A 23082-nucleotide genomic window follows, 5' to 3' on the forward strand; every position below is an offset into this window, starting at 1 on the left:
TTCATTTGTGATTTTTTGGGTTAATATTTCTCCATTCAAACTAATGGATATATTCACCGAAACCAAATATAACGAACGGATTAACCTAGACTTAACAGGTTTTGTTAATGAAAAATTAAAAGCCCCAAATATCAATTCTTATTCTAAATTAGAAATAGCTTTCTCAAAAACATCTTTTAATTTAGCCTTTAAATTTTTGGGTTCTATAATTTTAGCATAATCGGAAAACACCACAAACCAACGTAAAAAGCTATGTTCTACATAAGGGGTTAAAAATGTCATTTCAACAAAATTTCCTTTTACTTTTTCCGACACAAAACCATGTTGCCATTTACTGTTATTTATAAACCGCACCACCTTTTTATCCACTTGAATAACCACTTTTGTTTTTTCTACATTATCCGATTTACTGCGATAGTCATCTAAAGAAATATGTTCTCTTGTAAAACTTTGTTGTGTGGCTTTAATGGCTTGCATTCTATCGGTTCGAAATTGTCGGTAATCATTTCGAAGATGACAAAACGCTAAAACATACCAGAACCCGCTTTCTTGATAAATTCCAACTGCTTCAACATGACGTTCGGTTGGCGTTTCATTATTTAAAGCCTGATATTTTAAATAGACTTGACGTTTTTCTGCAATACTTTCAAATAAAACCTCTAGTGCATTTGGTAAATCGTCATTAAATAATTTATGTGTAGGATCGACCAGAATTTGAGACTCTAAAGCTGAAATCCAATCTTTTTCTCGACCTCGAAGCACCGATTTTAATTTAAACATCGCTGATTCGTAATAATTACCTAACGATTTATCGACATACTTTTGCATTAGCTTTTCGGCCGCAACAAAGCTTCCTGCTTCCTCACGTGTAAACATAACTGGCGGTAAACGGTAACCTTCCATTATTGAATATCCTACACCTGCTTCGCTAATTATTGGTACTCCCGAGGCGTCAAGCGTACGAATATCGCGATAAATAGTGCGTAAACTTACCTGAAACCTATCGGCCAATTCTTGTGCTTTTACAACACGTTTGGATTGTAATTGAATAAGTATGGCCACAATTCTATCAAAACGTTTTACCGTGTCTAAACTCATAATGTTGTAACATATATCCCAAAGATAGGATTTAAGGTTGAAGTTTGTATTTAATTTACGCTTCAACATAATCTATTGATTTTTAATAGGACTCAAAACTACTACTGAGGCATGACAAAGGATTGTCAGTAGAAAAAAGTGAAAATTATTTTTTTACTACTGACATAAAGCTGTCACCTCACCCGGCTAATTTTGATTTCAAATAACAATAACATTAAAATTAAAAATCATGGAAACAACTTTTAACACCACTGTATCGCCAATTATTAAACCTTCACAATTATTAGAGCACTGGCAAGGACACCGCAGTTTAACACGTCGCGTAATTGAAGCTTTTCCAGAAGATGCATTTTTTAATTATTCTATAGGAGGCATGCGTACGTTTGCCGATATGGTTATGGAACTGTTAGGTATTGCAGCACCAGGGACTAAAGAAATTGCCACAGGAAAAACCGTCCAATTAATTGAAAAAATTAACCATAATAATCAAAAAGCTAAAATTTTAGAATTATGGGATAAGTCCACCTACGATATTAATACTTATTGGGCTCAAATTAAACCAGAACAATTTCAAGATAGCATTAAAAGTTTTGGGCAATTTGAAGGCACTGTTTGGTCGGCCATATTTTATTTTATTGACAATGAAATTCATCATCGCGGACAAGCCTATGTTTATTTACGCGCTTTAAATATTGAACCACCTTTCTTTTACGAACGCTAAAATTTATTTTATGAATTCTGTTTTGGTTTTTAAAACATCTATTACATCACAAGGTGAAATTAAACAGTTAAAACCTGTTTTAAACACTTTAATAGCTAAAAATGATTACTGGAATTTCGACTTGGAAGATTGTGACAACATTTTTCGAGTTGAAACCAAAACTATTGAACCGCGCACTATTTTGCAAGTTTTTAAAGGATTTGGGTTTTATTGTGAGGAATTGGTTTGATTTATAAATCAAATAATTCAAAAGGAACAGTTTTATTTACATAAAAAAACTGTTCCTTTCGTTTTTTATATAATATCAAGTTTAAATTTAAGAATTAGATTATTATTTCAATATTTTATCCATTCCCCAATTTTTCAAAAATAAAATTTGCATCACCATCAATTGGTAAAATAGTTGCCAGCGGCAAATCTTCTAAAATCATTGAACCAGACTCAAATTTTATTGTAATAGAAACAGTTTCGTCCTCTGAATTTGTAATAATGAGTTGGTCATCCTGTAAATCCCATGTACCAGTAAATATGTCGATCTTACTGCAATCTGCAACATACTCTACCTCCTCCACAGTAGGATTATAATCAGTTACATTGTATTGTTCTAATATTAGAGATTTATCTGGTTTAAATTCAAAAGACATCAATTCGCACCCTTCGTTAATTATTACTTCTAAAAAACCTATGATGTCTTGAGAAAGTTCAACAGGAACTGTATTACCATCTAGATTAATATCGGTTATATCTCTTAACTCCCAAACACCTTCAAAAGCGACTTCTTGATCTTTTATTTCTTCTTCATTTAAAGATTTTGAACAGGATAGTGTAAACAATAATGTTACTAAAGCGGTAAAAATTTTAATAGTTTTCATATGAATTAATTTATGTATTTAATTACACATCGACACATGAAACTTTTGTCATCACAAAAAAGAAAAAACTATCTAGTTAATAAATAGAAAATAAATAACTGGTAAATATTAGTTGTAATCGAATGGGCTTACTGAAACTTAAAGTTATAAGTTAACGAAAAAACAGGACTGTTTGTAACTAATAATTCATAAGACCCCAAAGGGTTGTTTGAGAAAACTTCGTTAAATTCTCCGTTACGTTGCGCGTAGTATTTATTAAACGGATTTTTTCGGCCGTAAACATTATAAATAGTAAAAGTCCAGTCGCTTATTAGGCGTCTATTTTTATTTTTACTTACATTAATGTTCCATGCAAAATCTAAACGATGATATGTTGGTAATCGTGAATTATTTCGCTCTAAATAAATAGGAACGGTTATATCTTGAATATCAAAATTACCGTTAGCAATAGTATACGGTCTACCAGACTGTCCGGTAAAATTAAAACGTAAGGTATTGTATTTATCACTTTTAAAATTAAGGGTTGCATTAAAAACATGAGGTCTATCGAAATCTGAATTATACCATTGATTATTATTTACTCTATCCCCGAGGTCATTATTTTCGGTTCGTAATAAACTTTTAGACCATGTGTAGTTTATCCAACCGTTAAGCTTTCCTTTAGCTTTTTTTAAACTTAGCTCAACACCATAAGCTTTTCCTTTACCCTGAACTACAAATTGCTCTAGGTTTTTCTCAAGAAAAAAATCGGCTCCTGGTTTATAAGTTAAATGGTTATTTGTAGCTCTATAATAACCTTCAATACTCATTTCTATTTTATTGTTATCAAAGTTTTTATAAACACCTAAACTATAGGCATTACTACTTTGTGGTTTAACATAAGGGTCTGAAGCCTTCCATCTCGATGTTGGTATTGGCGTTGTACTATTATAAATATTTTGCAAATATTGATGTACGCTTGAGTAACTTGCTTTAATAGATATATTGTCATTTAACTTTAAATTAAGTCCTAATCTAGGTTCTAGATTATTATAATCGTTAACTTTTTCTCCTTTGCCAAAAAACTCTGTTTCAATTATTTCTTCGGCATCATCGTAGGTATTTAAAGTATAAGGTCCTTGAAAACAGAAATAATTATATCTTAATCCTGCAGATAATGTTAAATTAGAAAATGGTTTAAGATTAGCATTTGCATATCCTGAAAAGTCGTAACTCGTTTCGGTTGGAAGCAAAATTGGCAATACAGTATTGGAGCTTCCAACATTTAACTTTCCAGGAGATATCTTGTATTGGTTAGACTGAATCCCTGCATAATAATCGAATGTATTCGACACTTTTTTAGTAAATTCTGTAACCAAGCTTAAATAGTTAATTTTAGATTCGAATTCAATTTCATTCGTACTATCTATCTCAGGAAAAATATTTCTTGGCCTGTAATTACTACTTACTAAAATGGTTCTAAGATTCGTACTATTATTGAATGTATGCAACCAATTTAAAGTACCATTTAAAGTTTTAAAATCGTATTGATTGGTCTCTGCAACAATATTTTCAACACTAGAAATTAAATCTAATTGATAAAAATCTTTGCTATAAAACGAAGTAATTGCAATTTGATCCTTGTCGGTTGGAAGATATAATAATTTTATTGTGCCGTCGTAAAAACGTGCTTTTGTGTTATTTAATCGCTTAGAAAAAATTGGCAATAAAAAATCTGTAAGACCAGCTCTACCACCAGCAATTAACATTAGCTTATCTTTTATTATTGGTGTTTCAAGAGCTAATCTGCTGGACACCAACCCAACGCCTCCACTTAATTTAAATTGGCTTACATATGGGTTTTTAACCTTTACACCTAAAACAGAACTTGTTCTACCTCCATAACGAGCAGGAATATTAGCCCTATATAAATCTACGTTCGAAATAACGTCTGGTGTAAACACCGAGAATAAACCAAATAAATGCGTGGGGTTAAAAATTGGAGCATGATCATAGAGAATTAAATTTTGATCTAAAGAGCTTCCTCTTACCGATAATCCGTTACTAATTTCTCCTGAATTATTTACACCAGCTAATAAAGTTACTCCTCTAAGTATATCGAACTCGCCAGCAGCTGCTGGTATTTTATTCAAATCTTCAGCTTTTAATTGTATTGTCCCCATTTGCGGCGACTCTAAATTATCGTTAACTCTTTTTGCATTTACTATTACTTCTGATAATTGCTCATCATTACCTATTAGCTTTACATCCAATTTCATGTTCTTATCTAATTGAACATGCTTTATTTTATCTTTAAAACCAATATAAGTGAGCACTACTTGGTAGTTGTTATTTTTGGGTAAATTTATAGAAAACTCTCCTCTCGAATTTGTTACACCTCCACATGAGCATGGCTCAATAAAAATGTTTACATTCTCCATTGGAGTTCCTGTTTTTTGGTTTAAAACCTGCAACGATAATTGATATTCTTGGTTTTGCCCATAACCAATACCAAAAAAACAAATAAATTGTAAAACAAATAAGTAAAACGTCTTCATTAGATAAAAGTGCTAATTTGGCCAATCTTCTGGTTTAATGGATGTAGAATAAAACCCCTCTCTACAGGGTGCGTAAAGCACTTCAGGAGTACCAGGTGGTGTCGGATTATTTTCACTTTCAGGAAAAAGCACTTCGAGAGCATCAATAGCTCCTTGTAAACTTTCCCGGTCTAAAAAAATAGTTGCTTTTGAGGTAGCGGCGGCAGTAAATCTTCCTAAAACATACTCGTCTTCTTGGTTAGGATTATACATATTACCAACTAAGGCTGCTGGCGGTGGTGCGTTAAAACCACTATTATTTTCTGTTAGGTCTTTAAGTACTTTATAATAGTTATACGCTGGTTTTGATAATGAAAACTGTCTTATTTCAACCAAAATATCTTTTACATTATGTAATAAAATGTTGGCTATTGGTAATTGAGAAATTGCAGAGCCATTGGTAAATTCATCATCTAAAATCTCAATTTTTTGATTGTATCGTATGCGCCAACAATCTGGCTCGCATAAATAGGTAACGTAAAAAGGTTCTGCAGCTCTTGGATAATACCCATCAAAATTATCACAAATACCATTTCTGTAATAGGAATCAACGCAAGTCAAGCAAATTACTTTTGTTTCAAAAGACCTAAAGCTCCAATAATAATAATTTTTTTCGTCTACAGGATCATTAAAACTTACCTTAATGCTGTGTCCAGGAACATAGCCTTCTTTTTCTATTGAATACTCTAATTCTTGCTTAAATTCAGCTTCAATACTCCCAATTGCTACAGGTTGTTTTATGGTTTCTGGCAAAGACTTATATTCTCGCCCATCGGCTAGCTTTATCTCCAATACCCAAGTATCACCTAAAGATGCTTCAAAATCATTTGGAGGTAAATATACTTCAGATTCAACATCTTCAATTAAATTAACAACTTCTGTGGTGTTTGTATTAACAAAAGTTATACTTGCATTATTTACTGGAACATTTACGTATTTACCAAATACGGCTTCTATTTCAGACTCTTTAATTTTAACAAAAGACCCACCTGTTTCATTGGAAATTATAGCTTTAATAGTTATTAAACCGGTAATATAATTAAACTCTGGTTCTACTGGTTCTATACAATTCATTTGTATAATAAATTGAGACAGTACAAAAAATTTAATTAAGGGCCACTTGCATCTTTTACACATTTATACATTAATTAATGTATCCAAAACGGGGTAATTTTCACGTTTTTGAAAACGGATTTAGGTGTAAATATAAATTAAGTTAAAAACCTAATATGTAACCCATTACCCTAAGTCTATAAAATAAACTCCATTTTTCAATGAATGTTTATTTCACAGTTTTCCATTTAGTATTTTTCAAGCGAATGTTAAAATAAAATGATCCTACTTTGAGATTAAGATTTAAAGCACCAATATTTAAAAGAATAGCATAATTATTAATTTATCAATACTTAACTGATGAAACTAATATTATATATTAAACTAGTGTAAAAAAATGAGCATTTCAAAGATTACCTATACTCATATTATCCACAATATTATCGTCTTTTCTTACTTTTAAACTTCGCCTTATTTTTTCGCTGATTAAAAGGTACAGCATCATTAAAGGTATTTTTTGTTTTACCTGGCTTGTTTTTACGCCATTTTTCTTCCTTTTTAGGTAGTAAAACATCAAGTAAATCTTGGCGCCCTAGTTTATTAAGTGTGTTTTTTATCCACGCCTTGTTTTCATCTTTATACCAAAAGAAAAAACGATGTTGCTCATCTTTTTCTTTTCTGGTTTTTGGGGTATTTACTTTTTTAAGTGTGTACGGGTGGTAGCCACTGTAGTAAATTACCGTAGCAACCGTCATTGGTGTTGGTGTAAACCCTTGTACTTGCTCAAGCTGAAAACCCATATCTTTAGTTTCAGCAGCAAGATTGGCCATATCTTCTACTTCGCAAGCTGGATGATTTGAGATGAAATACGGTATTAACTGTAAGTTCAGTTTATTTTTAGTATTGATTTTATCGAAACGCTCCTTAAACTTATGGAAGTAACTAAAGGACGGTTTACGCATTAATTTTAAAACAGGATCGCTGGTGTGTTCTGGTGCAACTTTAAGTCGTCCAGAAACGTGCTTCGTCATCACTTCTTCGGTATAATCGTCTAATTCTTTTGGGTCGGCGTTTTTATTGAATTCTGGCACCAACATATCATGACGGATACCAGAGCCTATAAATGATTTTTTTACTTTTGGATGACTATCAACCGCTTGATATAATTCGGTTAACGGTTTATGCGATGTATCTAAGTTGCTACAAATTACTGGCGAAATACAACTCGGCGCGACACATTTATCGCAGATAGATTGCACTTTACCTTTCATTTGGTACATATTTGCACTTGGCCCACCAATGTCTGATAAATACCCTTTAAAATCGGGCATGTTAGCCACTTTATCAACTTCCTTTAAAATAGATTCTTTACTTCGACTCGCTATAAATTTTCCTTGATGTGCCGAAATGGTACAAAAACTACATCCACCAAAACAACCACGATGTATATTTATAGACGTTTTTATCATCTCGTAAGCAGGAATTGGCCCGCGCTTATTATATTTTGGGTGTGGTAAACGCGTGTACGGTAAATCGAAAGACGCATCAATTTCGGCCTCTGTCATTGTAGGATACGGTGGATTTATCATCAGCATCTTATCTCCTACCTTTTGAAAAATACGTCTTGCAGCTAGTTTATTCGACTCTTGCTCTATAACCTTAAAGTTAGATGCGTAAGCCTTTTTATCTTTTAAACAGGTTTCGTGTGAAGCGATTTCAACATCTTCCCAATTTTTATTTTTAGGAATATCGTTTTCATTATTAATAAGAATCGCTGTCTGGTTTACGGTATTTATACTACTAAACGGAACACCACGCTCTAATAATCGCACAATCTCGCGTAATGGTTGCTCACCCATACCATAAACCAACATATCTGCTTTTGAAGTTTGTAAAATAGTTGGCATGAGTTTATCACTCCAATAATCGTAATGTGTAACTCTTCGCAAAGAACCTTCAATTCCTCCAATTAAAACTGGAGTATCGGGCCATTTTTCTTTTAAAATTTTACTGTAAACGGTTGATGCATAATCTGGTCTAAACCCAATTTCACCATTTGGTGTGTACGCATCTTTATCGCGTCGCTTTTTATTAGCATTGTAATTACTAATCATGGGGTCCATACACCCGCCAGTTACACCAAAAAACAAACGTGGTTTACCCAACTTAACAAAATCTTGAAGATTATCGTTAACATTAGGCTGCGGCACAATGGCCACTTTAAGCCCAAAACTTTCTAGCAAACGCCCAATTACGGCCGGCCCAAAGGTTGGGTGGTCTACATAAGCATCGCCGCTAAACAGGATAACATCAAGTTCTTCCCATCCGCGTATTTTCACCTCTTTATTTGTGGTAGGTAACCAACTAGAAAGTTTTAATTCTTCTTGCATAACGCTGCAAAATTAATCAAAAATTAAATGCTTGAGAGGTTTATAACTGTTATAATTAAAGATTACAAAAATTAAAACCTATTAAAACCTTAAGAAAATCAAATAATTAAAGCCAAATTTAGACCCTGAAAATAACTTTACATACTATTTGGTAATCAAATAATTAATCGTAAATTTGCAAACTCTTTTTGAGAGAGGAATGTTTAATAATTAAAAATCAATTAGTGTGGATACATTAAGCTACAAAACGATTTCAGCCAACAAAGCTACTGTAAATAAAGAGTGGGTTTTAGTTGATGCTGAAGGACAGCCGCTTGGTCGTTTAGCTTCTAAAGTAGCGAAGCTATTAAGAGGTAAGCACAAGCCAAACTTCACACCTCATGTTGATTGCGGAGATAATGTTATTATTATCAATGCAGAAAAAATCACGTTATCTGGTAACAAATGGAACGACAAAACGTACATTCGTCATACTGGATATCCAGGAGGTCAAAGAAGTTTAACAGCTACAGAGTTGTATGGTAAAAACCCAACTCGTGTTGTTGAAAAATCAGTAAAAGGAATGTTACCTAAAAACAAATTAGGCGCAAATTTATTCCGTAATTTAACAGTTGTTGTTGGTAAAGAGCACAAACACGAAGCTCAAAAGCCAAAAACAATTAACTTAAACGAATTTATTTAATGGAAGTAATTCACAAAATCGGCCGTAGAAAGACGGCTGTTGCTCGTGTATATGTTGCTGCTGGTAGCGGAAACATAACGATTAACAAAAAAGACTTAACTAATTACTTTACTACGGCTCCTTTGCAGTACAAAGTAAAGCAACCTTTAGTTTTGACTAACAATGATGGCAACTTTGATATTACAGTAAATGTATATGGAGGTGGTATTACTGGACAAGCAGAAGCTGTTCGTTTAGCAATTTCTCGCGCAATGTGCGAATTAGATGCTGAAAACAGATTAACGCTTAAACCAGAAGGATTATTAACTAGAGACCCAAGAATGGTTGAACGTAAGAAATTCGGTCAGAAAAAAGCACGTAAGAAATTCCAATTCTCTAAACGTTAATATTACCCTGAACTTGTTACAGTGCCTGTTTACCAGTTACTCCAACATTTTCAAAACATTAAAACACATAAATTCTTAAGTTTTGAAGTTTATCTTCAAAACTTAAGATTAATTAAAAACAGTTATTGTTGTTACCTAGCTTGAAAAGCAGGTTTAGTTTAGCATCTAAATGAAGCCAATAATATTGGAACATTGCTAATCAACAGAACGTAAACTATTACAAACATGGCAGTAGAAGTAAAAGAATTACTTGAAGCAGGTGTACATTTTGGACACCTTACACGTAAGTGGGATCCTAACATGGCTCCTTACGTTTATATGGAGCGTAACGGCATCCATATTATAAACCTTTACAAAACAGCGGCTAAAATTGATGAAGCCGGAGCAGCTCTTGCTAAAATTGCAGCTTCTGGACGTAAAATTTTATTCGTTGCAACTAAAAAGCAAGCAAAAGATGTTGTTGCTGAAAAAGCTGGCGGAATTAACATGCCTTACATTACTGAGCGTTGGCCAGGTGGTATGTTAACTAACTTCGTTACTATTAGAAAAGCTGTTAAAAAAATGGCTTCTATTGATAGAATGAAGAAAGACGGTACTTTCATGACACTTTCTAAAAAAGAACGTTTACAAGTAGATCGTTTAAGAGCTAAGTTAGAGAAAAACTTAGGTTCTATTAGCGACATGACTCGTTTACCAGGTGCGCTTTTTGTTGTAGATATTAAACGTGAGCACATCGCGATTAAAGAAGCTCAAAAATTAAACATTCCAATCTTTGCAATGGTTGATACAAACTCAGATCCACGTCAAGTAGATTACGTTATCCCTGCAAACGATGATGCTTCTAAATCTATCGATAAAATTTTAACTTACGTTTCGTCTGCAATTGCAGAAGGTTTAGCAGAACGTAAAGCTGAAAAAGAAGCTTCTGCAGCAGCAAAAGCCGACGGTGCAAAACCTAAAGCTGAAGCTAAAAAAGCAGTTGCTGCTAACGAAGAAGAAGAATAATAACATTAACAAAACATAAATAAGTCGTTTAGTTCTTTTCTTTGTGAAATAAATTGAACGACTTTTTTAAATTATAACTACTATGAGTACTACAGTAAAAGTTACAGCCGCTGAAGTAAATAAATTAAGACAAGCAACTGGCGCAGGTATGATGGACTGCAAAAAAGCCTTAGTTGAAGCCGGAGGAGATTTCGATAAAGCTATCGAAGTGTTACGTAAAAAAGGTCAAAAAGTAGCAGAAAAAAGAGCCGACAGAGATTCGTCTGAAGGTGCTGCTGTTGCTAAAGTTAACGACGACCAAACTGCCGGTGTTGCAATTGTTCTAGGTTGTGAAACTGACTTTGTTGGTAAAAACGAAAATTTCTTAGCATTAGCTAATCAATTAGGTGATATCGCTTTAAACACCGCTACTAAAGAAGAATTTTTAGCTGCAGATTTCGATGGTATGACTGTTGCCGACAAATTAGTTGAGCAAACTGGTGTAATTGGTGAGAAATTAGACATCACATCTTTCGAAAAGTTAGAAGCCGCTTATGTTGGTTCTTACGTTCACATTAACAAAATTGCTGCTTTAGTTGGTTTAACTGCAAAAGTTGATAACGCCAATGTTTTAGTAAAAGACGTAGCTATGCAAGTCGCTTCAATGGGTGCAACTTCTTTATCTTACAAAGATTTCGATCCTGCATATGTAGCTAGCGAAACTGAAGCTAGAATTGCTGTAATTGAAAAAGATAATGAAGAGTTAGCGCGTTTAGGGAAAACTTTAAAAAATGTTCCTAAATACATCTCTATGGCTCAATTAACTCCAGAAGTTTTAGCTCAAGCTGAAGAAGATGCAAAAGCTGAATTACAAGCAGAAGGTAAACCAGAAAAAATCTGGGATAGAATATTACCAGGTAAAATGGAGCGTTTTATCTCTGATAATACAACTTTAGATCAAGAACAATGTTTATTAGATCAAAAATTTATTAAAGACGAAAAGAAAACTGTAGCAGAGTATGTTTCATCTTATGGTGAAGTTGCTATTGCAGGTTTTAAACGTGCATCAGTAGGTTAATACTTTTGTTTCTAGAATTCTAGAAATTAAAAATCTAATATAAACCACTACTTATTTTTTAGGTAGTGGTTTTTTTGTACAAAAAATAAAAATTTTATGTAGTTTTGCTCAACCTTCATAACGTACACATGAAATACAAAAGAATACTTCTAAAACTATCTGGCGAAGCCTTAATGGGAAATCGCCAATACGGTATTGATCCAGACCGTTTAGCCGAATATGCAAATGACATTAAAACAATAACCGACAAAGGTGTTGAAGTTGCCATAGTTATTGGTGGCGGTAATATTTTTAGAGGTGTTGCCGGAGCAAGCAATGGTATGGACCGTGTACAAGGCGATCATATGGGCATGCTAGCAACCGTAATTAATGGTTTAGCCTTGCAAAGTGCGCTAGAAGACACTGGTATACCAACACGCTTACAGTCGGCAATTAAAATTAATGAAGTGGCAGAACCTTTTATTCGTAGAAAAGCCATGCGACACCTTGAAAAAGGCCGCGTTGTGATTTTTGGAGGAGGAACCGGAAACCCTTATTTTACAACAGACTCTGCCGCAGTACTTCGTGCTATAGAAATTGAAGCCAATGTTATTTTAAAAGGTACTCGTGTAGATGGAATTTACAATGCCGACCCGGAAAAAGATAAAAAAGCTGTAAAATTCAACAATATTTCTTTTGATGATGTTCTACGAAAAGGCCTAAAAGTAATGGATACCACCGCATTCACTTTAAGTCAAGAAAATAAATTACCAATAATTGTTTTCGATATGAACAAAAAAGGCAATTTACTAAAAGTAGTATCTGGCGAAAAAGTAGGAACAGAAGTAAACTTATAATTTTGGCTTAATTTTTGCGAAAGCATAATTTATTTTAACGTAATATAAGCGCAAAGCTATGAACGAAGACATTCAATTTATACTAGATTCGACTAAAGAAGCAATGGATAATGCTGTAAAGCATTTAGAAAAGCAATTTGTAAATATAAGAGCCGGTAAAGCATCTCCAGCCATGTTAGGAAGTGTTATGGTAGAGTACTATGGTTCGCAAACACCACTAGGCCAAGTGGCCAATGTTAACACACCAGATGGCCGAACCATTACGGTACAACCTTGGGAAAAAGGCATGCTTCAAGAAATTGAGAAAGGAATTATGTATGCCAATCTTGGGTTTAACCCAATGAATAACGGCGAAACCATTATAATTAATGTACCGCCTTTAACTGAAGAAAGACGTAAAGATTTAGCAAAACAAGCAAAAGCTGAAGCTGAAGATGCTAAAGTTAGTATTCGTTCGGCCAGAAAAGAGGCCAATAACGATATTAAAAAAACCGAAGATGTATCGGAAGATGCAAAAAGTAATGCCGAAATTGATGTACAACAAATGACAGATAATTTCGTTAAAAAGGTTGATGAACTTTTCGTTATTAAAGAAAAGGAAATTATGACCGTATAAAAACTTTAAGAAAGCTGTTTTAAAAAGATTATCCCGTAAATTAATTTCGGGTGCTTGGTATAATTAATATATAAAGCCTCTTTTAAAACAGCTTTTTTTGTTTCTTAATAACACATGTTGAATCGTTGTATTTTATTAATCTGCTTTTTTTGTTTTTACTTCTCTCAAGCTCAATATAATCTTGAAAGTGGTTCAAAAATCCAACAGGATTCTCTAAAACGCAAAGAGTTTATTCAGCATTTAGGACAAGGCTTCTTTCCTACCCGATTTCTCGATTTAGATTTACGTTACCTTATTAAATTTAATCAATATGAAGGCATTCGTACTGGTTTGGGATTTGTAACGAATAACAAATTTTCTGAGCGCTATCGCATAAACAGTTACTTAGTTTATGGTTTTCGCGACCACCGCTTTAAATACAGTATTGGGGGCGGTTTTCGGCTTTCAAAAAGCACGAACACTTGGATAAATCTTGCATACACAGACGATTTACAAGAAACCGGAAGCACCAAATTTATTACCGATGGAAGGTTTTTTCAATTTTTTGAACCTCGCTTGTTAAATATAGATTTATTTCATAAGCATATTACTAAAAAAATATCCTTAGAACATGAATTACATAATACACTTATTTTTGAATCGGAATTTGCGACGAGCAAAATAGAGCCTACTTACGCTTATACCTTCAACATAAACGAAGACAGTTTTACGAATTTCGATATTAGTTATACTAAATTAGCTTTAAACTGGAATCCTTTCAACAAAATTATAAACCAATCCAACAATAAATCAACAATAAAACAAGGTTATCCAAAAATCACATTACAATACACCAAAAGTTTTAAAGATGTTTTAAAAAGTGACTTTAACTTTTCCAAAATAGATTTTAAAAGCATATTTAGGCTCGGTAAAACATCCAAATCTTTTTCAGAAATAACATTGGTTTCTGGCATTGCAAACGGCGAAACACCACTAACGCATTTGTATCATGCCTACCCCAATAATATTACCAAAGAAACTATTTTACAACGGTTTTCGGTTGCTGGGTTAACTAGTTTTGAAACTATGTACTTTAACGAATTTTTTTCAGACAAGTTTATCACTCTTCAATTTAAGTATTTTTTAAAACCATTCGAAATAAGTCAGCACTTTAAACCTCAAGTAGTTTTAATTTCAAGGTACGCCATTGGTGACATGCAACACCCAGAACAGCACGAATATATTAATTTTGACACTTTAAATAGAGGTTACACCGAATCTGGTTTCGAGTTAAATAAATTGTTTTTTGGTTTTGGTTTAAGCTTCACCTACCGCTACGGCGCTTACCATTTACCAAACATAAGCGATAATGTGGCCTTAAAATTCACATTTAACGTCTCGTTATGAGGTAATCTGTCTCTTTTTTCTACCTTTGCGCAGCTTATAATTTTAGCATGTTAAAACTTTTTACTACCGATTTCTGGGACGTTATTGCAAGATTAATTTTACGCAACAAAATTATAATTCTTGTGAGCATCGTTATTGTTACATTTTTGTTTAGTACAAAATGGAAGAATATGCGTTTTAGCAATACAGAGGCCAATTTATTACCGGATGAACACGCTGTAAACATTACTTACAATAATTTTTTAAAAATCTTTGGAGAAGAAGGCAACCTAATAATTTTAGGTGTTAAGGATAGTTCTCTTTTTACAGTTGAAAAAATAAATGCTTGGAATAAACTCGCCGAAACTTTTAAAAAGTATGACGAAGTGGAAACTGTGGTTGCTATAAAAGATCTTCAAAAGCTTATAAAAGATTCAGAAAACCAAAAATTTAAACTACAACCCTTTATAAATGACTCTATTGTTTCGTTAGCTCAAATTGAAACATTACAAGAGGAGTTGTTTAAAAAATATCCTTTTTACGATAATTTTTTATTTAATAGCGAATCTAAAACGGTCAGAACAGCTATTTATTTAAAAAAAGAAATAGTAAACACTTCGGCAAGAAAAAACTTTGTACTTAATGAGCTTGTAAATAAAATTGCAGCTTTTGAAACTGCTAACAACCTCGATATTCGTGTTTCTGGCATGCCTTATATACGCTCGTTAAACGCTCAAAACATTGTAGATGAAATTGGTAAATTCGTTGGGGCTGCTTTATTAGTTACATCGCTTATTTTCTTTTTATTTTTTAGATCTTTACGAGCTACTTTTATTTCGTTAATAGTTGTATCTATAGGAGTTATGTGGACTCTTGGAATTATTGGAGCAATGAATTATGAAATCACCGTTTTAACAGCTTTAATACCACCTTTAATTATTGTTATTGGCATACCCAATTGTATTTTCTTAATCAATAAATATCAACACGAAGTACAATTACATGGTAATAAGGTTAAATCGTTACAACGTGTAATTACTAAAATTGGTAATGCCACCTTAATGACCAATGTAACTACAGCTTCCGGTTTTGCCACGTTTATTTTAACCGAAAGTAAATTATTAAAAGAATTCGGCATTGTTGCATCATTAAGTATCCTAGCTATTTTTATTCTGTGTTTACTCATTATTCCTATTATTTATACCTTTTTACCATTCCCTAAAGAGCGGCATTTAGAACATTTAAATAAACGATGGATTGGTGGTTTTGTAAATTGGATGGAGCGCATGGTAAAACAACGCCGCATTACTATTTACTTCACAGCCATTGTACTTTTAATTGTGAGCATGATTGGAATTTACCAAATTAGAATTTCTGGAAGCTTAATTGAAGACATGCCTCAAGGGTCGGAATTTGTAAACGATATCCGTTTTTTCGAAAAAGAATTTAATGGCATTATGCCTTTAGAGTTTGTTATAGACACCAAGCGCAAAAAAGGTGTTATGAAGTTGTCTACTTTAAAGCGCATGGATGAACTTGAGAATTTAATAGTTGAAATTCCGGAACTTTCAAAACCTATTTCAGTGGTGAGTTTAGTAAAATATAGTAAGCAAGCCTATTACAATGGTAATCCTAAATTTTATCAATTACCAACCTCTCAAGAAAATAGTTTTATTTTATCGTATGCTAAAAATTCGACTTCTAATGTAAATTTATTACAGAATTTTGTAGATAGCACTGGGCAATATGCAAGAATTACTACCTTTATGAAAGATATCGGCACCGATAAAATGGAGCGCATAGAAGAGGATATTCAAGCCAAAGTAAACAAAGTTTTCCCTAAAGATCGTTACAATGTAACCATGACCGGTAAAGCCTTAGTATTTCAAAAAGGGACAAAATATTTGGTGAAAAATTTAGCTATTTCACTCTCTCTAGCGATAGTGCTTATTGCTCTTTTTATGGCATACATGTTCCGTTCAGGCCGCATGATAATAGTATCATTAATTCCAAACTTACTCCCCCTACTTGTTACCGCAGGGTTAATGGGTTATTTGGGAGTACCCATAAAGCCATCAACCATTTTGGTTTTTAGTATAGCCTTTGGCATTTCAGTTGATGACACTATTCACTTTTTGGCAAAATATCGTCAAGAATTACAAGCCAATCACTGGAAGATAAAAGTTTCTGTTTACGGTGCTTTGCGGGAAACCGGCGTAAGTATGTTTTACACCTCGATTGTATTATTTTTTGGTTTTTCGGTATTTACTATTTCAAATTTTGGTGGCACCGTAGCATTAGGGGCATTAGTGTCTGCTACCTTACTTTTTGCTATGTTATCTAACTTACTACTATTACCGTCGTTACTACTTTCATTGGAACGAAATATTGCAAACAAAGAAGTATTGCGAGAACCATCAATAAATATCATACCAAAAGAAGATGAAGAAGCTTAAATCTTGGTTATAAAATCAGGCTTTTTTTTATCTTTACATTATAAATTTAACCATATGCAATCAAAAACCGTTTCAGATTTACTAAACCAAGACATTTTATTACAAGAAGTAGAAGTAAAAGGATGGGTTCGCACATTTAGAGCCAATCGTTTTATTGCTTTAAACGATGGATCGACCATTAATAACATACAATGTGTAGTAGATTTCGAAAATTTTGATGAAGGCCTTTTAAAGCGTGTAACTACGGGTGCTGCTATACATATAAAAGGTGATTTAGTGGAAAGTCAGGGTAAAGGTCAGACCGTAGAAATACAGGTTAAGCAGCTCGATGTTTTAGGAGATTCTGATGTAGAAACCTATCCTATTCAACCAAAAAAACATTCTTTCGAGTTTTTACGCGAAAATGCGCATTTACGTACAAGAACTAACACCTTTAGTGCAGTAATGCGTTTGCGTTCAGCGTTATCGTTTGCCATTCATAAATATTTTAACGAGAATGGATTTTATTACATGCATGCCCCTATAATCACTGGAAGTGATGCTGAAGGTGCTGGCGAAATGTTTCAAGTAACCAATTTAAATATTGAAAACACACCTAAAACAGAAGATGGTAAGGTAGATTACTCTCAAGATTTTTTTGGTAAAGAAACCAACCTTACCGTGTCTGGGCAATTGGAAGCCGAAACTTATGCCATGTCCTTAGGAAAAGTATATACTTTTGGACCAACTTTTAGAGCTGAAAACTCGAACACATCTCGACATTTAGCCGAATTTTGGATGATTGAACCTGAAGTTGCCTTCATGGATTTGGCCGGTAATATGGATTTAGCTGAAGACTTTATGAAATCGGTTATAAACTACGTGCTTGTCAATAATAAAGAAGATTTAGAATTTCTTGATAAACGGTTGGAAGACGAAGACAAAAAGAAGCCACAAGCAGAACGCAGCCCAATGGGGTTAATTGAAAAGCTAAATTTTGTTACCGAAAACAATTTTAAACGAGTTAGTTACACTGAAGCTATTGATATTTTAAGAAACTCAAAGCCCAATAAAAAGAAAAAATTTAAATATCTAATTGACGAATGGGGTGCCGATTTACAAAGTGAACATGAACGCTTCTTAGTTGAAAAACACTTTAAATGTCCTGTAATTTTATTTGATTATCCAGCAAATATAAAGGCATTTTATATGCGTTTAAATGATGATGGAAAAACCGTTCGTGCAATGGATATTTTATTCCCAGGCATTGGTGAAATTGTTGGTGGCGCACAGCGTGAAGAACGTTTAGAGGTTTTAAAAGAAAAAATGGCAGCCATCGATATTCCCGAAGAAGACCTTTGGTGGTATCTTGATTTACGTAAATTCGGTACCGCAGTACATTCTGGTTTCGGTTTAGGTTTCGAGCGCTTAGTTATGTTTGCTACAGGAATGAGCAATATTCGCGATGTTATACCGTTTCCAAGAACACCACAAAATGCCGAGTTTTAACCCATGTACAATACTTTGTTAAGCTTAATCCTTTTTTATATATTTGAGTAATCTCCTTAAATCGAAACATGCTTAAACAACATTTACAATTTAAATTATCGCAAAAGCTATCGCCGCAGCAAATTCAGTTAATGAAATTGATACAATTGCCTACACAAGCTTTTGAGCAACGTTTAAAGCAAGAACTAGAAGAAAATCCAGCTCTAGAAGGGGGTAAAGACAAAAACGACGATTTAGATTCTGATTTTGATAATTCTGATGATGAATACAACGATAGTGAAACTATTGGAAATGACGAAATAAACGTTGATGACTATTTAAGCGACGACGAAATTCCAGATTATCGTACACAAGCCAATAATTACAGTAGTGATGACGACGATAAAACCATGCCATATGCGGCCGGAACATCGTTTACACAGCATTTAAAAAATCAACTTAACACCTATCGTTTAAATGATGAAGAGCGCGATATAGCTGAGTTTTTGGTAGGAAGTGTAGATGAAAGCGGATACATACGTCGAGAGTTAAGCGATATTATGGACGATTTGGCATTTACCCAAAATGTTTATACCACGGAAGAAAATATAGAAAAGGTTTTAAAAATAGTACATCAATTAGACCCAGCAGGTGTTGGTGCTCGCAATTTACAAGAGTGCTTAAGTATTCAACTACAGCGAAAAACTAAAACCGCCAACATTGAAATGGCAATAGCTATAATTGAAAGTGCTTTCGAGCAATTTACAAAAAAACACTATAAAAAATTACTTCAAAAATTTAGTATAACTGAAGAACAACTGAAACATGCTATTTCTGAAATAGAACATTTAAACCCAAAACCGGGAGGGGCCTATGCCGGAAACAACAAAATTGTAGAGCATATTGTACCCGATTTCGCCATTAAAATTGTTGATGGTGAATTAGAACTGACCCTTAATGGAAGAAATGCGCCAGAACTACATGTATCGCGCGAATATAACAACATGCTTAAGGGCTATAAAGACTCTAAAGACAAATCGAAATCACAAAAAGATGCCATAGTATTTATAAAACAAAAATTAGATGCAGCGAAGTGGTTTATTGAAGCTATAAAACAACGTCAGCAAACGCTATTTGTAACCATGAGTGCCATAATGCACTACCAGAAAGATTACTTTTTATCGGGAGACGAGCGTAATTTAAAACCCATGATTTTAAAGGATGTTGCAGATAAAATAAACATGGATGTTTCAACGGTTTCTCGTGTAGCCAACAGTAAATATGTCGATACTCCATATGGTACAAAATTGATAAAAGAATTCTTTTCAGAATCTATGAAAAATGATCAAGGAGAAGATGTTTCGACACGAGAAATAAAAAAAATACTAGAAACTGTAATTGAAGAAGAAGATAAAAAGAAACCCTTAACCGATGAAACTTTGGCTTCAATTTTAAAAGAAAAAGGTTATCCCATCGCTAGGCGTACCGTTGCAAAATACCGTGAGCAACTCGATATTCCGGTAGCCAGACTTCGTAAAAAAATTTAATGGATAGGCTATTAAAAAGCATCTCATATATTTTTCACCCTTTGTTTATGCCAATTGCTGGGGTTATTTTTTATTTTTCAAAAACACCTCGGTTTATTCAATATGATGTTATAAAAGGTAAATTAATAGCCATTTTTATACTTACCGTATTACTACCCATATTGCTATATTTCCTTTTAAAAACCTTAAATAAAGTCAACTCTATTAAATTAGAGAATGCTCGCGAACGAATTTATCCACTAATTTTAAACGGTGTAATAACTTTAATGGTCTTGAAGCGTATCTTATCTCCTTCACAAGATATTGAGCTCTATTTTTTCTTTTTAGGTATTTTAATCTCGACCATGGCAAGTTTAATATTAGCCATTTTTAGGTTTAAAGCCAGTTTACACATGATGGCTATTGCAGGATTATCTATGTTTTTTATTTCCCTAAGCATTCATTTTAGCATAAATATTAACAACACGTTGGCTGCAATGTTTTTACTAATTGGAGCAATTGCTACCTCACGTATTCATTTAAAAGCACATTCACCTATAGAGCTTATAATTGGTGTATTTATAGGCTTTATACCACAACTCATTTTAATTAACCATTGGTTATAATATATAGAAAATTAAACCGAGTTTAATATCGGTCATATTAACCGCAGTACCATCACTTAAAGCCGCATTTTTTAAAATAGGATTTAGACCGTAATAAGTATAAAAATTCCAAGTATTATAACCTGCACTTAAAGTTAACCCATATTGAAACTTGTTAAATTCACTAATATTAGAAAATTTAATACTACCTAAATCACCTTTATACTTAGTGTTATTTAAAAACATATACCTCAATTTTAAACCAGCATAAATGCGCCAAAAATTATAATCAGTTGCAGTAGAAGTTCGCCACCTAAATTCAACTGGTAATTCAACGAAATGATTTGAAAATTTATTTTTAGAAAAATCGTCTTCATCAACAATGGCATAATTAAAACTATTATCAACTTCCTTATTAATTAATAAATTTTGATTAAATGAATTAGTAGAATATCCTAAACCAATACCAATTGCAAAATTTCGTCTTATATTCAAAGGTATGTCTTTAATATGCCCCAAATGGAAGCCTAAAGAAAAGCCTGTTTGTGACAACTTATCAGGCACCTGGTGCAACACGTTATAAGTTATTGCTGCGTAAAACTGATCTTCTTTATAACGTGAACTAACAACTTTAGCCGTGTTTTGCTCCTGCGAAAATCCCACACAAAAATTAAAACCTAATAAAAATATCAAAAAATGTTTCATTATACCTAGTTCCTGTTTGATCAAGAATTAAATTTAAAAATAACGATAAAAAAGTTAAAATTTTAAGCCCTAAAACATTAAAAGGCGTTTTGAAATAAATCAAAACGCCTTTTAAATAAAATTAAGAATGTAAAATTATTGGTTAATTACACTACCTTTTTTCGTAGTATAGTTAATTTTTAACGCATTAACTTTACGTAGTTCTTGTTTAATATCGCCAACAATACCCATATTAGTTTCACCATCAACTTTTAATGCAGTGGTTAAAAACGGAACCAACTCTTCACGTTTCGATGCGCGCTCTGCTGCAATAAACGATGCAATGTCACTAACATTAGCAAAATCATCATTTAACTGAATTCTTGCCTGTGTACCATATTGTTTGTAGTTTTCACTTGGTTTACCAGCGTAAATATACATTACCAAATCCTTTTTATCTAGCTTCTCAACTTGATCTGCAAAAGGCAGATTGTTTTCAATCTTTAGGGTGTTTTGCCTCATTACTGTTGCCACCATAAAGAAAAATAAAAGCATGAATACAATATCTGGTAACGCTGCAGTATTTACTGCAGGTATTCCTCCCTCTTTTTTCTTTTTAAATTTAGACATAGTTTATGTTAAATTTTAATGTTATTGTACTTCAGAAAGTTTTTGAGGATAGTCGAGTTTGATTTTCTCAATTTGATCCTTTAATCTTTCTTTGTTTCCAGGCCAGTTTACATCGTTAGCGTTAGCTTCCATTTCTGTAAACGTTTTCCCGTATAGTGCTTCTGCTCTTTTATTTCTTAAAACATTATAGGCCGCTACTAATTCATTTTGAACAGCAATATACTGCTTATACGATGTTTCACGTTCATTTTTTAAAGAAATAATGGCTTTCGCAGGATTATCAGACGATTCAGGATCTTTCTTCCCTTTACAGTAATCACATGAACCGTCTCCGCCATTATCTAAAAATGCTATGGCCGCTTCTCTTAAATCCTTAACCTCCATAATTTCATCTTCAACAAGTAATTGATCATTACCATTTAAAAGTACAGTAAAGATGTTTTTTTGTTTGATGATTGGTGGTTCTGTTTCTTCAATTGGAGGTAACTTTCTGTTTAAACCAGAGTCAACTTCAATAGTTGTTGTAACTAAGAAGAAAATTAATAATAAGAAAGCAATATCGGCCATAGAGCCTGCATTTACTTCTGGTGCTGCTCTTTTTGACATAATCTATTTATTTAATATTTTTTTAGCTCCACCAACTAACATTGAACCAATAGCTAAAACGGCTAAAATGTAGAAAGCTATTAAGCCTGCTCCAACAGTTTTAGATGTAGATTCTGTTACGTCAGAACCTTTTTGGATAAATGGTTGTAAGTCTAAATCTGAACCAGACGACACTCCAAAAGAGATCGCAATAATTACTAAAAATGCGCCAACCGTTAATAAAGTCTTTTTAATATCGCCAGAAAATAGTCCTTTAATTACAAAGACTACAACAAGCGCAATTACTATTGCTAATACGGCATAAGCTACATATAGTATATTCCCGCTAAGGCCTTGTGCTGCTTCCTCCTCTGAACCCATAATCATCAATGCGAAGATAGCACCAATAATGGCTAGAGCGAAAGCTACTATTTTTAATACTTTATGTAAATTCATAATTTGTTTTCGTTTT

At 33.2% G+C, this 23082-nt stretch carries 22 protein-coding genes; 13 read left to right on the forward strand and 9 right to left on the reverse strand.

The features are described from left to right. Positions 1–138 precede the first annotated feature (138 nt). A complete protein-coding gene (locus PW52_RS10735) occupies positions 139–1098 on the reverse strand; it encodes a helix-turn-helix transcriptional regulator (protein WP_044632953.1) in 960 nt (319 codons plus the stop codon). 229 nt (positions 1099–1327) lie between these two features. Here PW52_RS10735 and PW52_RS10740 point away from each other — a divergent pair, with 229 nt between their 5' ends. Further along, the gene (locus PW52_RS10740) at positions 1328–1819 is read left to right on the forward strand and encodes a DinB family protein (protein WP_044632954.1); all 492 of its coding nucleotides are present in this window, start codon (positions 1328–1330) and stop codon (positions 1817–1819) included. Between the two features lie 10 nt (positions 1820–1829). Beyond that, entirely contained in the window at positions 1830–2048 is a 219-nt protein-coding gene (locus PW52_RS10745) for a hypothetical protein (RefSeq protein ID WP_044632955.1), read from the forward strand. Positions 2049–2163: 115 nt separating this feature from the next. Here PW52_RS10745 and PW52_RS10750 read toward each other — a convergent pair whose 3' ends face one another. From PW52_RS10750 to PW52_RS10765, 4 genes are all read right to left on the reverse strand, one after another. Then, a complete protein-coding gene (locus PW52_RS10750) occupies positions 2164–2691 on the reverse strand; it encodes a hypothetical protein (protein ID WP_044632956.1) in 528 nt (175 codons plus the stop codon). Between the two features lie 128 nt (positions 2692–2819). Then, on the reverse strand, positions 2820–5228 hold the full coding sequence (locus PW52_RS10755) for a TonB-dependent receptor (RefSeq protein ID WP_044632957.1): 2409 nt from the start codon (positions 5226–5228) through the stop codon (positions 2820–2822). 12 nt (positions 5229–5240) lie between these two features. After that, entirely contained in the window at positions 5241–6341 is a 1101-nt protein-coding gene (locus tag PW52_RS10760) for a DUF4249 domain-containing protein (RefSeq protein ID WP_044632958.1), read from the reverse strand. Between the two features lie 419 nt (positions 6342–6760). Then, on the reverse strand, positions 6761–8710 hold the full coding sequence (locus tag PW52_RS10765; RefSeq protein WP_044632959.1) for a YgiQ family radical SAM protein: 1950 nt from the start codon (positions 8708–8710) through the stop codon (positions 6761–6763). Between the two features lie 226 nt (positions 8711–8936). Here PW52_RS10765 and rplM point away from each other — a divergent pair, with 226 nt between their 5' ends. The 11 genes from rplM to PW52_RS10820 all read left to right on the forward strand — a co-directional run bounded on the left by rplM (position 8937) and on the right by PW52_RS10820 (position 20732). Further along, positions 8937–9392, forward strand: a complete 456-nt coding sequence (gene rplM, locus PW52_RS10770; protein ID WP_044632960.1) for a 50S ribosomal protein L13 — start codon at positions 8937–8939, stop codon at positions 9390–9392. Further along, on the forward strand, positions 9392–9778 hold the full coding sequence (gene rpsI, locus PW52_RS10775; protein ID WP_044632961.1) for a 30S ribosomal protein S9: 387 nt from the start codon (positions 9392–9394) through the stop codon (positions 9776–9778). The genes rplM and rpsI overlap by 1 nt, the downstream gene beginning before the upstream one ends. Before the next feature lie 225 nt (positions 9779–10003). Further along, positions 10004–10783, forward strand: coding sequence for a 30S ribosomal protein S2 (gene rpsB / locus PW52_RS10780; protein WP_044632962.1), 780 nt, complete (start codon positions 10004–10006; stop codon positions 10781–10783). An 82-nt stretch (positions 10784–10865) separates the two neighbouring features. Continuing rightward, positions 10866–11840: a translation elongation factor Ts gene (gene tsf / locus PW52_RS10785; RefSeq protein ID WP_044632963.1), complete on the forward strand. Its 975-nt coding sequence runs from the start codon at positions 10866–10868 to the stop codon at positions 11838–11840. A gap of 128 nt (positions 11841–11968) precedes the next feature. Further along, entirely contained in the window at positions 11969–12676 is a 708-nt protein-coding gene (gene pyrH / locus PW52_RS10790; protein WP_044632964.1) for a UMP kinase, read from the forward strand. Between the two features lie 58 nt (positions 12677–12734). Further along, the gene (gene frr, locus PW52_RS10795; protein WP_044632965.1) at positions 12735–13292 is read left to right on the forward strand and encodes a ribosome recycling factor; all 558 of its coding nucleotides are present in this window, start codon (positions 12735–12737) and stop codon (positions 13290–13292) included. Between the two features lie 114 nt (positions 13293–13406). Next, complete coding sequence (locus PW52_RS10800) at positions 13407–14678, forward strand: DUF5686 family protein (RefSeq protein ID WP_044632966.1); 1272 nt, start codon at positions 13407–13409, stop codon at positions 14676–14678. A gap of 47 nt (positions 14679–14725) precedes the next feature. Beyond that, entirely contained in the window at positions 14726–17113 is a 2388-nt protein-coding gene (locus PW52_RS10805; protein ID WP_044632967.1) for an efflux RND transporter permease subunit, read from the forward strand. A gap of 54 nt (positions 17114–17167) precedes the next feature. Beyond that, on the forward strand, positions 17168–18601 hold the full coding sequence (gene asnS, locus PW52_RS10810; protein WP_044632968.1) for an asparagine--tRNA ligase: 1434 nt from the start codon (positions 17168–17170) through the stop codon (positions 18599–18601). A gap of 68 nt (positions 18602–18669) precedes the next feature. Then, entirely contained in the window at positions 18670–20127 is a 1458-nt protein-coding gene (gene rpoN / locus PW52_RS10815) for an RNA polymerase factor sigma-54 (RefSeq protein ID WP_044632969.1), read from the forward strand. Continuing rightward, a complete protein-coding gene (locus tag PW52_RS10820) occupies positions 20127–20732 on the forward strand; it encodes a hypothetical protein (protein ID WP_044632970.1) in 606 nt (201 codons plus the stop codon). The genes rpoN and PW52_RS10820 overlap by 1 nt, the downstream gene beginning before the upstream one ends. Here PW52_RS10820 and PW52_RS10825 read toward each other — a convergent pair. The 4 genes from PW52_RS10825 to PW52_RS10840 form a co-directional block, all read right to left on the reverse strand. Further along, positions 20727–21416: a porin family protein gene (locus PW52_RS10825; RefSeq protein ID WP_044632971.1), complete on the reverse strand. Its 690-nt coding sequence runs from the start codon at positions 21414–21416 to the stop codon at positions 20727–20729. The two genes, PW52_RS10820 and PW52_RS10825, sit on opposite strands and share 6 nt — an antisense overlap. Before the next feature lie 135 nt (positions 21417–21551). After that, a complete protein-coding gene (locus tag PW52_RS10830) occupies positions 21552–22025 on the reverse strand; it encodes an ExbD/TolR family protein (protein ID WP_044632972.1) in 474 nt (157 codons plus the stop codon). 21 nt (positions 22026–22046) lie between these two features. Continuing rightward, positions 22047–22631 (reverse strand): ExbD/TolR family protein, encoded by a 585-nt coding sequence (locus PW52_RS10835; protein WP_044632973.1) that lies wholly within the window; start codon positions 22629–22631, stop codon positions 22047–22049. A gap of 3 nt (positions 22632–22634) precedes the next feature. Next, positions 22635–23066: a hypothetical protein gene (locus PW52_RS10840; RefSeq protein ID WP_044632974.1), complete on the reverse strand. Its 432-nt coding sequence runs from the start codon at positions 23064–23066 to the stop codon at positions 22635–22637. Between the last annotated feature and the right edge of the window lie 16 nt (positions 23067–23082).

The organism is Neotamlana sedimentorum (assembly GCF_000943565.1).
Lineage (GTDB): Bacteria > Bacteroidota > Bacteroidia > Flavobacteriales > Flavobacteriaceae > Neotamlana > Neotamlana sedimentorum.

What these genes read in the sequence shown, in the direction of transcription:
- PW52_RS10830 (WP_044632972.1), bottom strand. Translation starts at nt 22,025, where the DNA reads ATGTCTAAATTTAAAAAGAAAAAAGAGGGAGGAATACCTGCAGTAAAT.
- PW52_RS10805 (WP_044632967.1), top strand. Translation starts at nt 14,726, where the DNA reads ATGTTAAAACTTTTTACTACCGATTTCTGGGACGTTATTGCAAGATTA.
- rpsB (WP_044632962.1), top strand. Translation starts at nt 10,004, where the DNA reads ATGGCAGTAGAAGTAAAAGAATTACTTGAAGCAGGTGTACATTTTGGA.
- PW52_RS10760 (WP_044632958.1), bottom strand. Translation starts at nt 6,341, where the DNA reads ATGAATTGTATAGAACCAGTAGAACCAGAGTTTAATTATATTACCGGT.
- PW52_RS10820 (WP_044632970.1), top strand. Translation starts at nt 20,127, where the DNA reads ATGGATAGGCTATTAAAAAGCATCTCATATATTTTTCACCCTTTGTTT.
- PW52_RS10800 (WP_044632966.1), top strand. Translation starts at nt 13,407, where the DNA reads ATGTTGAATCGTTGTATTTTATTAATCTGCTTTTTTTGTTTTTACTTC.
- PW52_RS10765 (WP_044632959.1), bottom strand. Translation starts at nt 8,710, where the DNA reads ATGCAAGAAGAATTAAAACTTTCTAGTTGGTTACCTACCACAAATAAA.
- frr (WP_044632965.1), top strand. Translation starts at nt 12,735, where the DNA reads ATGAACGAAGACATTCAATTTATACTAGATTCGACTAAAGAAGCAATG.
- PW52_RS10735 (WP_044632953.1), bottom strand. Translation starts at nt 1,098, where the DNA reads ATGAGTTTAGACACGGTAAAACGTTTTGATAGAATTGTGGCCATACTT.
- PW52_RS10840 (WP_044632974.1), bottom strand. Translation starts at nt 23,066, where the DNA reads ATGAATTTACATAAAGTATTAAAAATAGTAGCTTTCGCTCTAGCCATT.
- PW52_RS10740 (WP_044632954.1), top strand. Translation starts at nt 1,328, where the DNA reads ATGGAAACAACTTTTAACACCACTGTATCGCCAATTATTAAACCTTCA.
- pyrH (WP_044632964.1), top strand. Translation starts at nt 11,969, where the DNA reads ATGAAATACAAAAGAATACTTCTAAAACTATCTGGCGAAGCCTTAATG.
- asnS (WP_044632968.1), top strand. Translation starts at nt 17,168, where the DNA reads ATGCAATCAAAAACCGTTTCAGATTTACTAAACCAAGACATTTTATTA.
- rpsI (WP_044632961.1), top strand. Translation starts at nt 9,392, where the DNA reads ATGGAAGTAATTCACAAAATCGGCCGTAGAAAGACGGCTGTTGCTCGT.
- PW52_RS10835 (WP_044632973.1), bottom strand. Translation starts at nt 22,631, where the DNA reads ATGTCAAAAAGAGCAGCACCAGAAGTAAATGCAGGCTCTATGGCCGAT.
- rpoN (WP_044632969.1), top strand. Translation starts at nt 18,670, where the DNA reads ATGCTTAAACAACATTTACAATTTAAATTATCGCAAAAGCTATCGCCG.
- tsf (WP_044632963.1), top strand. Translation starts at nt 10,866, where the DNA reads ATGAGTACTACAGTAAAAGTTACAGCCGCTGAAGTAAATAAATTAAGA.
- PW52_RS10825 (WP_044632971.1), bottom strand. Translation starts at nt 21,416, where the DNA reads ATGAAACATTTTTTGATATTTTTATTAGGTTTTAATTTTTGTGTGGGA.
- PW52_RS10745 (WP_044632955.1), top strand. Translation starts at nt 1,830, where the DNA reads ATGAATTCTGTTTTGGTTTTTAAAACATCTATTACATCACAAGGTGAA.
- PW52_RS10755 (WP_044632957.1), bottom strand. Translation starts at nt 5,228, where the DNA reads ATGAAGACGTTTTACTTATTTGTTTTACAATTTATTTGTTTTTTTGGT.
- PW52_RS10750 (WP_044632956.1), bottom strand. Translation starts at nt 2,691, where the DNA reads ATGAAAACTATTAAAATTTTTACCGCTTTAGTAACATTATTGTTTACA.